Genomic DNA, 11,878 nt, shown 5'->3' with positions numbered 1-11,878 from the left:
GCCAGGCGAATCAGAAGCGGAGCGAGGCTCATACGCGATGATAGGGGTGGCCGGAGATGATCGTCATCGCCCGGTAGACCTGCTCCAGCACGAGTGCGCGGACGATCTGGTGCGGCAAGGTGAGCGCACCGAAGGCGAGCGTCAGTTCGGCACGCTCGCGCAGGGCCTCACTCAGCCCGTCCGCGCCGCCGATGACGAAGCTGGCATGCGCGGTGCCGGCATCGCGCGCGGCGGCCAGCCTTTGTGCGAAGGCCTCGCTGCCGAGGCTCTTGCCGCGTTCGTCGAGCGCGACGACGAGGCCGGGCTGGAGCTTGCCGAGAATGGCCTCGGCCTCCTCGCGCTTGCGCTCATCGGGCCTGCGGCCCCGTCCCTCGGGGAGTTCCGCGATATCCGGCCCGCTCAGCCCGATCGTGCGGCCGAGCGCGACGGCGCGCTCGCGATAGCGCTCGCAGAGTTCGCGCTCCGGCCCGTCCTTGAGCCGGCCGACGGCGATCACCGCGAGCCGCATGAGCCGTCTTCAGCTGTCGAGGCGTTCGTTGGGGCGGTCGGTGCCCCACATCTTCTCGAGATTGTAGAACTGGCGCACTTCCGGCCGGAAGACATGGATGATGATGTCGCCCGTGTCGATCAGCACCCAGTCGCAGGCGGGCATGCCCTCGACCTTGGGCGCAGGCAGGCCGGAGGCCTTCAGGGCTTCGATCAAGGCTTCGGAGATGGCGGCGACATGGCGGTTGACGTTGCCGGAGGCGATGATCATCGCATCCGCCAGCGAGGTCTTGCCGACGAGATCGATCACCGTGATGTCCTCGGCCTTCATGTCCTCGAGGACATGCTGGGCGAGGGCGATGCTGTCGGCGGAGGGATTCTCCGTGACGGCGGCCGGGGGGATCGGTTTCGGCTCGGCTTCGCCAAGGGTTTGACGGGTCAGGGACGTATCCTCTCGGGTCGGGCGCACAGGTTGCGCGGCGCAGTCAATCAGTGATGGCGGCAAAATAGGCCGGATGGGCCTTCAGTTCAATCGCGGCCTGCCTGCCGGCGCAGCAAAGTGGAGGACAGAGGCGAGCGCTTGCCGTGCAGGAAGACCCAGGCCGGCGGACGGCTCGCGGCCAGCCCGGCGGCCCGGCTTTCCGGCATGCGCCAGCGCGAGAGCCAGTTCGCGGCGGGCGAGGCCATGGAAGAATGGGTCGAGCCCGGCCGGTCGATGATCGCGATCGGCATCATCCGGGCGATGCTGCGCCACTCGTTCCAGCGGTGGAAGCTCGCCAGATTGTCCGAACCCATGATCCAGACGAAGCGCACGCCGGGGCAGCGGAGCTTCAGGGCGCGCAGCGTGTCGGCGGTGTAGCGGGTGCGCAGCGTCGCCTCGATCCCGGTGACGTGGATGCGGCCATGGCCGGCGACTCCCCTCGCCTGGCGCACGCGCTCGGCGAGCGGCGGAAGCTTCGCATTGTCCTTCAGCGGGTTGCCCGGCGTCACCAGCCACCAGACCCGGTCGATCTGGAGGCGGCGCAGCGCCGTCTGGCTCGCCAGGCGGTGGCCGTCATGGGCCGGGTTGAAGCTGCCGCCGAAGAGGCCGATGGTGAGGCCCGGCGCATGGGGCGGCAGCCGCAGGTGATCGTTGGGCATGCCGCTCGCGCTTCCCGTCAGGGCCGGGTCTGGCCGGCGCCGTGGACGCGGTACTTGAACGAACAGAGCTGCTCCACCCCGACCGGCCCGCGCGCATGCATCCGCCCGGTGGCGATGCCGATCTCGGCACCGAAGCCGAATTCGCCGCCATCGGCGAACTGGGTCGAGGCGTTGTGGATCACGATGGCGGAATCCACCTCGGCGAGGAAGCGGGCGGCGGCGTCCTCGTCAAAGGTGACGATGGCGTCGGTGTGATGGGAGCCGTAGCGCTCGATGTGGTCGATCGCGGCGTCGAGACCGGCCACCACCTTCACGGCGATGATCCGGTCGAGATATTCGGTCGCCCAATCCTCCTGCGTCGCAGCGCTGACGCGGGCGTCGACGGCCTGTGCAGCCGGGTCGCCCCGCACGGCGCAGCCGGCCTCCAGCAAGGCGGTGACCAGCGGGCCGAGATGGGTCGCGGCGCAGGCCTCGTCCACCAGCAACGTCTCGGCCGCGCCGCAGACGCCGGTGCGGCGCAGCTTCGCGTTGATCAAGATCTCGCGCGCCATGGCGAGGTTGGCCTTCGCATGGACATAGACATGGCAGTTGCCGTCGAGATGGGCGAAGACCGGCACGCGCGCCTCGCTCTGGACACGGGCGACCAGGCTCTTGCCACCGCGCGGGACCACGACGTCGACCGTGCCGCTCAGTCCCGCGAGGATTTCGCCCACGGCGGCGCGGTCGCGGGTCGGGACGAGCTGGATCGCGTCGGCGGGCAGCCCGGCCGCTTCCAGGCCTTCGCGCATCGCGGCTGCGATCTCTGTCGAGGAGCGGAAGGAATCGGAGCCGGCGCGCAGGATCGCGGCATTGCCGCTCTTGAGGCAGAGCGCCCCGGCATCGGCGGTGACGTTAGGCCGGCTCTCGAAGATCACGGCGATGACGCCGAGCGGAGTCGCGACACGCTCGAAGCGCAGGCCGTTCGGCCGGGTCCATTCCGCCAGAACGCGCCCGAGCGGATCGGCAAGCTCGGCGACCTCGGCCACGGCATCGGCCATCGCCGCGAGCCGCGACTCGTCCAGCGCCAGCCGATCGATGAAGGAGGCCGCTAGGTCCGCCTTGCGGCCGTCAGCCAGATCCTGCGCATTGGCGGCGAGGATGACGGGCGCGCGGGCCCGCAGCGCAGCGGCCATGGCCTTCAACGCGGCGTCACGCTGCGCGGCGGGGCTGAGCGCGACCTTGCGCGCGGCCGCGCGGGCGCGCGTGCCGATCTCCTGCATCACGGCGCCGACATCCTCGGTGGCGTTCGTGGCGATGATGCGCAAGGCGCTGTCGCTCGACATCTCAGTTCAACCCAACCCGGCTTCAGGCTTCGCAAAACGCGCGGTCATCCCGGGCGGCCGAAGGTAGACCCGGGATCCATGCCGGGACGATGCCGGCAAGGGCTCCGGCATGGATCCCGGATCGGCGCCGCCAGCGCGGCTTGACCGGGATGACGGCGCGTATCTCGATAGCACCTTAGCCCAGCCCGAGCGCCATGTCGTCCCGGTGGATCATCTCGGCGCGGCCGGGATGTCCAAGCACGGCTTCCACGTCGCGGGAGGCCTTCCCGAGCAGCAGCGTAGCCTCCTCCGCGTCATAGGCGACGAGGCCACGGCCGAGCACCTGCCCTTCGGGATCGCGGATCAGCACGGCGTCGCCGCGCGAGAAGGCGCCCTCGATGCGGGCGACCCCGACCGGCAGCAGGCTGGCGCCGCCGCGCAGGGCCCGCGCCGCGCCGGCATCGACATGCAGCGTGCCGCGCGGCTCCAGCGTGCCGGCGATCCAGGTCTTGCGGGCGGTCGCAGGGGTGGAGGCGCTGAGAAACCAGGTGCAGCGCCCGCCATTTGCGACCGCCGCGAGCGGGTTCTTCGCGCGCCCGTCAGCGATCAGCATATGGGTGCCGCCGGCGACGGCGATCTTGCCGGCCTCGACCTTGGTGCGCATGCCGCCGCGCGACAGCTCGGAGGCGGCGCCGCCGGCCATGGCGTCGATCTCCGGCGTGATCCGCTCGACCACCGGGATGTGCTGGGCGCTCGGATCCCTCGCCGGCGGGGCGGTGTAGAGTCCGTCGATATCGGAAAACAGCACGAGCAGGTCGGCGCCGGCCATGGTTGCCACGCGCGCGGCGAGGCGGTCGTTGTCGCCATAGCGGATCTCGGTGGTGGCGACGGTGTCGTTCTCGTTGATGACGGGGATGGCGCGCAGGTCGAGCAGGCGCCCCAGCGTGGCGCGCGCGTTGAGATAGCGGCGACGCTCCTCCGTATCGGCCAGCGTCAGCAGGATCTGGCCGGCGGTGAGCCCATGCGCGCCCAGCGCCTCGGCCCAGTTGCGGGCGAGCGCGATCTGGCCGACGGCGGCGGCGGCCTGGCTTTCCTCCAGCCTCAAGGGGCCGGAAGGCAGGCCGAGCACGGTGCGGCCGAGCGCGATCGCGCCTGACGAAACGACGAGGATGTCGGCGCCGCTGCCATGAAGTTCGGCCAGGTCCTCGGCCAGCGCGGCGAGCCAGGCGTGCCGCAGGCGGCCTCGCTCTCGGTCGACCAGCAGGCTGGAGCCGACCTTGACGACAACGCGGCGGAAGCTGGAAAGGGAGGGGGTCTGCACGGCTGACCGGTCTGTTGCAAGATCGGCTGTGGCTGTTGGGGAAAACGCGGCGGATGTAAAGCGCTCTCGCTTCCGGGCGGGCCGGCGCGGGGCGCATCCGGCGGCCTGTCGCGTTGACAGAGGCGTGCCGCATTCCCATATCCGGCGCATCGCGATCGCGCTGTGCCGCGCTTTTTCCGCTCCACCGCGATCTTTGCCATCACTCCGGACCGCTCCGCTCCCGCTGCCTTTGGAGGCTTCGGCGCCCTGCGCTCCCTTCGGTCAGGAGGCCGTTCATGCAAGTCCTCGTTCGTGACAACAATGTCGATCAGGCGCTTCGCGTTCTGAAGAAAAAGCTGCAACGCGAAGGCGTTATGCGCGAAATGAAGCGCCGCCGCGCCTATGAGAAGCCCTCCGAGCGCCGCGTGCGCGAACGCGCCGATGCCGTGCGCCGCGCCCGCAAGGCCGCGCTGAAGCAGGCCCAGCGCGACGGGCTGGTCCCCGCTCCGAAGCCAAAGCCCCGCCCGGTGCGCGCTGGAAGCACGGCGCCTGCGCGCTGATTTCGATACCAATTTCGCGCGAACTGGATTATTTCGCCCGCGCGGACCTTTCTCATCGTCCGTAACAACCCGAGAGAAGATCACCCTTGAAGAACCCGAACGACCGCAGCTTCACCGATCGTCAGTCCAACTCCGCCAAGGCCAAGCAGGCGCTGCTCGAGCGCTTCAAGGCGCGGCCGAAGGCCGACGATCCGGCGATGGTGCAGCGACGCGAGGAGCGGGAGGCCATCGCCAGGGCCCGCGCCGAGCGCGAGGCGGAGAAGGCCAAGATCCGGGCCGAGCAGGAGCGCCTGGAAGCGCTTGAGCGCGCGCGGATCGAGGAAGAGAAGCGCCTGGAAGAAATCGCCCGGGAGGCTGCCCGCAAGGCGGAGCAGGCCAAGCGCGACGCCGAGCGTCCGCGCAAGGTGCTGCTGGAAGCGGTGCAATACATGCAGATGCGAGGCGCCGGCAAGCGCCGCTGAGGCCTTTAGCCGAGACGATCGCAGTGGATTTGGGGCGCTTTAGCGCCCCTTTTCATTTTGTGGAGGCGTCTTGTCGCTGTGGCGTCGCGCTCAACGATTTGACGAGGACCACGCCGTCATCCCATGGGCAGGGTCGGAATGGCCGGCGGTTCCGGGAAACCCGGCAGGCCCTGGCAGGCATCGGCAGCGGGTCGCTTCCGTTCGCGTGCGATGACATGCCTCGTCCAATCATGGCCAAAACGTGACCTGACCCCTCGGCCGTGCTATCGGACAAGCCGGCCTCGCAGTTTCTGTGAGACCGGTTGAACCTTTCTCCCGCTCGCCGCGACGAATGAATGCGAGCCGGGATGCCTGGCCTTTCGAGGGGCGATGCATACGGAATCGGACGAGGATCTCGTCAAGCGGATCGCCTCCGGCGACCGGCTCGCGATGAAGGTGCTGTTCTCGCGGCACCAGGTGCGGGTCTACCGTTTCGTGCTGCGGCTCGTCCGCGACGAGACGCTTGCCGAGGATGTGATCAGTGACGTGTTCATGGATCTGTGGCGACAGGCGGATCGTTTCGAGGCGCGGTCCTCGGTCGCGACCTGGCTGCTCGCCATCGCCCGGAACAAGGCATGGTCGCTCCTGCGCAAGCGCCGCGATGCGGAGCTCGACGAGGATTACGCCAGCACGATCGAGGACGAATCCGATGGACCGGAGGTCGTCCTGCAGAAGCAGGACAAGGGTCTCGCCATCCGCGCCTGCCTGGAACGCCTCTCGGCCGAGCATCGCGAGGTCGTGGACCTCGTCTATTATCACGAGACCTCGCTCGAGGAGGTCGCCCGGATCGTCGGCATCCCCGAGAACACCGTCAAGACACGGCTCTTTCACGCCCGCAAGAAGCTGGGCGAGATGCTCAAGGCCGCCGGCATCGACCGCGGCTGGCCCTGAGCGACAGCAATTCAAGCGCGGCGCGGCCGCGGCAGGAGTGGCGTGATGAGCGACGGCATCGCAAGCGATCCCAGGCGCAGCGAGATCGAGGAACTGCTGCCCTTTTACGCCAATGGCCGGATCGGCGAGGCCGACCGCAAGCGCGTGGAGGCGGCGCTGGCCGGCGACGCCGATCTTGCGGCGCGCCTTGTCATCATCCGCGACGACCTGGCGGAGACCGTCCTGCTCAACGAGAGCCTCGGCGCGGCCTCGCCGCGTGCGCTGGACCGGCTCATGGCCGGGATCGCGGCCGAGCCGCGGCCTGCGCCGCTGCTGGAGCGGGCGAAGGGCGGGGTGTTCGGCTGGTTCGGCGGGCTGCTGGCAGCGCAGCCGCCGCGGCGGCTGGCCTATGCCGGCGCCTTCGCTCTGGCCCTGATCGTGCTGCAGGGCGCTGCCATCACCGGGCTGGCGCTGCGCGACGGCAGCGGCTTCCAGACGGCCTCCGCGCCGGGCTCGCGCCCCTCGGAGCGCTATGTGCTGCTGAGCTTTGCACCCGAAGCCAAGGCCGGCGAGATCGCGGCCTTCTTCAAGCGCTACGACGCCTCGGTGGTCGACGGGCCGCGCGCCAACGGCTTCTTCAAGGTGCGCGTGGGCGATGCCTCGCTGACGCAGGCCCAGGTCGATGCCATTGCGGCGCGGATGAAGGCCGATCGCGGCATCGTCAGCTTCGTCGCCGCTTCGCCGTGAGAACGGCTGCCGTCACGATCGGCTGAGGCAGGAGGGCCGGGTCATGCTGTCGCGCTTTCGGGCCGTTGTTTCGCTGTCGCGCGGGGTGGTGGCGTGCGGGCTCCTCGTCGGCCTTGCGCTGTCGGCCGGCGCCGCCTTGGGGCAGCAGCCGCAGCCCGGCCGGGAGACGCAGCCCCGTCGCGCGCAGCCGCCGGCCGCAGCGCCGACGCGCTCCATGGTCGTCCCGCCGGGAGCCACGCCGCAACTCGGCCGCGCCATGGTGCCGGCGCTCGACGAGACCCGCTTCGTTCCCGACGAGGTGCTGTTCGAACTCGCCCCCAGCGCCGATGCCGACGCCGTCCTGCGCCGCTACGGCGCCACGCTGATCGCGCGGCAGCGCTTTGACCTTGCGGGCGTGACCATCATTCGCGCCAGGCTCGATGCCGGCCGCGATCTGCGCGCGGTGCTGCTGCAGATGGGCGAGGATGCGAGCATCGCCGGTGCGCAGCCCAATTTCCTGTTCGACCTGCAGCAGCAGAGTCCGTCACAGACGACCTCGCCGCAACGCGGGCTCAGCGGCGCAGTCGGGGGCGCCTCCACGGCCTCCGGCTCTACCGGCCAGTCGACCCTGCCGACCCTGCGCCTGCCGGATTCGACGCCGGTGTCCCGCGGCCTGGGGGCGACGCGGCGCGTGCTGCCACCGCAATATACCGTCGAGAAGCTGCATCTGCCCGAGGCGCACAAGCTGGCGACGGGCCGCGGCGTGCGCGTCGCCGTGATCGATTCCGGCGTCGACATGGAGCATGCCGAGCTCAAGGGTTCGGTCGCCGGCTATCTCGACGCGGTCGACGGGCTCGCGACTCCGCATGCCCATGGCACCTCCATGGCGACGGCGATTGCCGCCCATGGGGAGTTGCAGGGCATGGCGCCCGCGGTGCGCCTGCTGGTCGGCCGGGCCTTCGGCGGCACGCAGGCGACGGCCAACGGCAAGTCCTTCCAGATTCTGACGGCGTTCGAGTGGGTGGCGCAGCAGCGGGCCAAGATCGTCAATCTCAGCTTCGCCGGGCCGCGGGATCGCCTGTTCGCCAAGGCGCTCGCCGGCGCAAGGCAGCGCGGACTGATCGTGGTGGCGGCCGCCGGCAATGGCGGGCCGAAGGCGGCGCCGCTCTATCCGGGTGCCGATCCGAACGTCATCGCGGTGACGGCGACCGATGCCGAGGACAAGGCTTTCGCGGAGGCCAATCGCGGGACGTATGTCGCGGTGGCCGCGCCCGGCGTCGACGTCCTGACCGCCGAGCCGGAGGGCCGCTACGTCTTCAGTTCGGGCACTTCGATCGCGGCCGCCCATGTCTCTGGCCTGATCGCGCTCCTCGTCGAAAAGCAGCCCGAGCTCGATCTCGACGGCGCGCGCAAGGTGCTGGCGGAGAGCGCCGTTGATCTCGGCTCAAAGGGGCGCGACCCAGTCTTCGGCGCCGGCCGGATCGACGCCCAGTCCGCGCTGGCGCGGGTGCTGCCGGTGGCGACGGCCCGGCCTTAAGCGCTGTCGCCCTTGACGTTCCCTGGTGCTTAGGCCTGATGGCCAGATGCCGCGCAAGCTTCTTTTCGTCGCCACCGAGGACTGGTTCTTCGCCTCGCATTTCCTGCCGATGGCGCGGGCGGCGCGCGAGATGGGGTTCGACGTGGCGGTCATCGCCCGCGAGCGGCACCATCGGAAGGCCATCGAGGCGACCGGCGCCCGGCTGATCGCGCTCGAGGCGGAGCGGCGCAGCCTCGATCCGCGTGCGCTCTGGCGGCAGGTCGTCGCCCTGCGTCGGCTGATCGCGGCCGAGCGGCCGGATATCCTGCACTGCATCGCGCTGAAGCCGATCGCGCTCGCCGGGCTCGCGGGCAAGCTCGCGGGGGTCGAGCGGCGCGTCTATGCGCTGACCGGCCTCGGCTTCCTCGGCGCCCGCAAGGACATGCTCGCCGCGATCGCGCGCTTTGCGGCGATCTCCTGGCTGCGCGGCGCCATCGACGGCCGGCAGGTGCGCTTCCTGTTCGAGAATCCGGATGATCCGGTGACGCTGGGGCTCGATCCGCAGGATGCGAGCAAGGTCGCCATCGTCGGCGGGGCGGGTGTCGATCCGCTGATCCTGATGCCGTCTCCAATGCCGCCGGCGCCGCCGCTCAAGGTGGCGTTGGTCGCGCGCATGCTGTGGTCGAAGGGCGTCGATCTCGCGGTCGAGGCCGTGCGACTCGCGCGGGCGGAGCGCGCGAACGTGACGTTGACCATCCATGGCGCGCCAGACCCGTCCAATCCGAAGGCGATTCCCGAGGCGACGCTGACCGAATGGGCGGCGCGGCCGGGCATCGCCTGGGCGGGCCCCACGCGCGACATCGAGGCTGTGTGGGCCGCGCATCATCTCTGCATCCTGCCCTCCCGCGGAGGGGAGGGGCTGCCGCGCACCATCCTCGAGGCCGCGGCCTGTGGCCGGCCGATCCTGACGACCGACGTGCCGGGCTGCCGCAGCTTCGTGCGCGATGGACAGGACGGGATGGTCGTGCCGGCGGACGATGCGGCGGCGCTGGCGAAGGCACTGGTCAGGTTCGCGCACGCGCCCAACCTTGTCGAACGGATGGGCAGCAACGCCCGCGACAGGCTGCTCGACGGGCATACCGAGCGCGATGTGATGAATGCGGTGAAGGCGCTTTATCTGCGCCTGCTTGAAGCCCCGGCCGTGGATGTCGCCGCGTGAGCGGCCCACTGGACGAAGAAGGCCGGACCGCCTTCATCCGCGCCCATACACGGCTGATGCCGGTGCCGCATGCGCCGGAGATCAGCCTGCATGTCGCGCAGGAGGCGACCGAACTCTGGCAGAAGACGGAGGACGAGCTCGCCGTCATCGGCCTGCCGCCGCCCTTCTGGGCCTTTGCCTGGGCCGGGGGGCAGGCACTGGCGCGTTACCTGCTGGACAATCCGAAGCTGGTCTCAGGCCGGCGCGTGCTGGATTTCGCCTCGGGCTCGGGACTCGTCGCCATTGCGGCGGCGAAGGCGGGGGCAGGCAGCGTCGAGGCCTGCGACATCGACGCTTTCGCCGCAGCCGCGATCGGCCTCAATGCGAAGGCCAACGGCGCCACGGTCGCGGCGCGCCTCGCCGATCTCGTCGGGCAGGACGAGGGCTGGGAGGTGATCTGCGCCGGCGATGTCTGCTACGAGCGGGCGATGGCGGAGGCCGTCATCGGCTGGCTCGAGGGCCTGAGCCGGCGCGGTGCGACGGTCCTGATCGGCGATCCCGGCCGCAGCTACCTGCCGCGCGGGCGGCTGCAGGAGGTCGCGACCTATCAGGTCCCGGTGACGCGGGCGCTGGAAGATGCCGAGATCAAGCGCAGCAGCGTCTGGCGGCTGCGCCCGATCTGACGACGGATCGATCAGGCGGCGCGGCGCGCAGCCGTGGCCGCCTGCTGAGCCCGGTGATCGGTGCGGAAGGTCGCCACGAGCCGGTTGAGCTGCTCGATCTGGTCCATCAGCGTGCGGGCGGAGGCCGCGCTTTCCTCGGCGAGCGCCGCATTCTGCTGCGTCATTTCGTCCATGTGGCTGACGGTCTGGCTCATTTCCTCGATGCCGTTGGCCTGCTCCAGCGAGGCCTGGGCGATTTCGCCCACGGTGGCGGAGACGCGGGCTGAGGCATCGACGATCTTCTCCAGGGTCTCGCCCGCCAGCCGAACCAGCCGCACGCCTTCCCCGACCTCCGTGTCCGAGGAGGCGATCAGCCCCGTAATGTCCTTGGCGGCATCGGCCGAACGCTGGGCCAGGGCCCGCACCTCGGCTGCGACGACGGCAAAGCCGCGCCCGGCCTCGCCGGCACGGGCGGCCTCGACCGCGGCGTTGAGCGCCAGCAGGTTGGTCTGGAAGGCGATGCCGTCGATGACATCGGTGATCTCGGAGATCTTCTTCGAGGCCGCCTCGATCCGGGCCATCGCCTCGGTGGCGTCCTTGACGATGGTGCCGCCGGTGCGGGCGACCGCGGTGGCCTCGTCGGCCAGCAAGACCGAGCGGCGGGAGGATTCGGCTGAGGTTTTTACCGAGGCCGCGAGTTCCTCCGTCGTGGCGGCGCTTTCTTCCAGGGCGGAGGCCTGCTGTTCCGTGCGGCCGGACAGGTCGTCGGCGCCGGCATTGATCTCGCGGGAGGAGTTCGCAATGGAGATCGAGGTCGACTTGATGGTCCCGACCATCTCCTGCAGCCGCTCCACGGCCTCGTTGAAATTGTCGCGGATCGCGGCGTATTCGGGCGGGATGTCGGCGGCCATGCGATGCGTCAGGTCGCCCTGCGCCAGCGCGCCGAGGCCTTCGCGGACATAGGCGATGGCCCGGTCGCGTTCGGCCGCCTTGGTCTCCTCGATGGCGCGGGCCTTGGCCTCGGCGTCGCGCCGGGCGGCCTCGGAGGCTTCGAGATAGACCGAGATGGCGTAGTCCATGTCGAGCATGGCCGCCTTGACGATGGCGGCGACCTCGGAGGCGCGGTCAGTCGCGCCTTCGATCTTGCCGCCGAAGCGGGTCTTCGGCCAGCGGGCCTCGACGACGCCGGCGATCAGCTTCTCCAGGATCAGCGCATAGCCGCCGATGTACCAGCGGGGCTCCAGCCCGATCCGGGCATGGACCTTGCCGACCTGCGTCACGGCATCGACATAGCCCTGGTCGAACTTCGCCTGGGCGATCACGTCCCAATGGGCGTTCTGGCGCTTCTTGGCACCCTCGATATGCTGCTCGCTGCTGAAGAAGGCCTTGGTCTCGGGCCAGGATCGCAGCTGTGCGTAAAACGCATCGAGCGCGGCCGGGATCGCGGCCTGCAGGGGCTCACGGACGTCGCGGATGCGCGATTGCGCCTTTGCGTCCAGCCCAATGAATTCCAGCCGTGCAGAGAGCTGGACACCCGCAAGAACCTACCGCGCTTGCTGATTTTATGATTCCATCTCCCCTCGGCGCACGGGGCGGATTGCGATGGAACAGCGGTCGTT

13 protein-coding genes are annotated in these 11,878 nt (G+C 69.9%); 7 read left to right on the top strand and 6 right to left on the bottom strand.

All coding sequences use genetic code 11. The features are described from left to right. Positions 1 to 28: 28 nt before the first annotated feature. The 5 genes from rlmH to proB all read right to left on the bottom strand — a co-directional run bounded on the left by rlmH (position 29) and on the right by proB (position 4,248). Entirely contained in the window at positions 29 to 508 is a 480-nt protein-coding gene (gene rlmH, locus BW981_RS20325) for a 23S rRNA (pseudouridine(1915)-N(3))-methyltransferase RlmH (RefSeq protein ID WP_076442536.1), read from the bottom strand. Positions 509 to 517: 9 nt separating this feature from the next. Continuing rightward, on the bottom strand, positions 518 to 889 hold the full coding sequence (gene rsfS, locus BW981_RS20320) for a ribosome silencing factor (RefSeq protein WP_076442565.1): 372 nt from the start codon (positions 887 to 889) through the stop codon (positions 518 to 520). A gap of 125 nt (positions 890 to 1,014) precedes the next feature. After that, a complete protein-coding gene (locus BW981_RS20315; protein ID WP_076442534.1) occupies positions 1,015 to 1,626 on the bottom strand; it encodes a nicotinate-nucleotide adenylyltransferase in 612 nt (203 codons plus the stop codon). Positions 1,627 to 1,643: 17 nt separating this feature from the next. Next, a complete protein-coding gene (locus BW981_RS20310; protein WP_076442532.1) occupies positions 1,644 to 2,948 on the bottom strand; it encodes a glutamate-5-semialdehyde dehydrogenase in 1,305 nt (434 codons plus the stop codon). A gap of 175 nt (positions 2,949 to 3,123) precedes the next feature. Beyond that, positions 3,124 to 4,248 (bottom strand): glutamate 5-kinase, encoded by a 1,125-nt coding sequence (proB, locus tag BW981_RS20305; RefSeq protein ID WP_076442530.1) that lies wholly within the window; start codon positions 4,246 to 4,248, stop codon positions 3,124 to 3,126. 275 nt (positions 4,249 to 4,523) lie between these two features. Between proB and rpsU the strand changes: the two genes are divergently transcribed. The 7 genes from rpsU (at position 4,524) to BW981_RS20270 (ending at position 10,280) form a co-directional block, all read left to right on the top strand. Further along, entirely contained in the window at positions 4,524 to 4,787 is a 264-nt protein-coding gene (gene rpsU / locus BW981_RS20300; RefSeq protein ID WP_076442529.1) for a 30S ribosomal protein S21, read from the top strand. An 86-nt stretch (positions 4,788 to 4,873) separates the two neighbouring features. Next, entirely contained in the window at positions 4,874 to 5,248 is a 375-nt protein-coding gene (locus BW981_RS20295; RefSeq protein ID WP_076442527.1) for a DUF6481 family protein, read from the top strand. 369 nt (positions 5,249 to 5,617) lie between these two features. Further along, complete coding sequence (locus BW981_RS20290) at positions 5,618 to 6,178, top strand: sigma-70 family RNA polymerase sigma factor (RefSeq protein ID WP_076442525.1); 561 nt, start codon at positions 5,618 to 5,620, stop codon at positions 6,176 to 6,178. Between the two features lie 45 nt (positions 6,179 to 6,223). Continuing rightward, positions 6,224 to 6,904: a hypothetical protein gene (locus tag BW981_RS20285; protein ID WP_076442523.1), complete on the top strand. Its 681-nt coding sequence runs from the start codon at positions 6,224 to 6,226 to the stop codon at positions 6,902 to 6,904. A 43-nt stretch (positions 6,905 to 6,947) separates the two neighbouring features. Further along, a complete protein-coding gene (locus BW981_RS20280) occupies positions 6,948 to 8,420 on the top strand; it encodes a S8 family serine peptidase (protein WP_076442521.1) in 1,473 nt (490 codons plus the stop codon). Positions 8,421 to 8,466: 46 nt separating this feature from the next. Further along, the gene (locus tag BW981_RS20275) at positions 8,467 to 9,618 is read left to right on the top strand and encodes a glycosyltransferase family 4 protein (RefSeq protein WP_076442519.1); all 1,152 of its coding nucleotides are present in this window, start codon (positions 8,467 to 8,469) and stop codon (positions 9,616 to 9,618) included. A 56-nt stretch (positions 9,619 to 9,674) separates the two neighbouring features. Continuing rightward, positions 9,675 to 10,280 carry a class I SAM-dependent methyltransferase gene (locus BW981_RS20270; RefSeq protein WP_076442563.1) on the top strand — a complete coding sequence of 202 codons (606 nt, stop codon included), beginning with the start codon at positions 9,675 to 9,677 and terminating at the stop codon, positions 10,278 to 10,280. A gap of 11 nt (positions 10,281 to 10,291) precedes the next feature. Here BW981_RS20270 and BW981_RS20265 read toward each other — a convergent pair whose 3' ends face one another. Then, on the bottom strand, positions 10,292 to 11,734 hold the full coding sequence (locus tag BW981_RS20265; protein ID WP_244560405.1) for a globin-coupled sensor protein: 1,443 nt from the start codon (positions 11,732 to 11,734) through the stop codon (positions 10,292 to 10,294). Positions 11,735 to 11,878 lie beyond the last annotated feature (144 nt).

Source organism: Allobosea sp. TND4EK4 (genome assembly GCF_900156025.1).
GTDB lineage: Bacteria > Pseudomonadota > Alphaproteobacteria > Rhizobiales > Beijerinckiaceae > Allobosea.
Note: the sequence above shows the minus strand (reverse complement) of the source record. Positions and strands in the feature narration are given on the sequence as shown.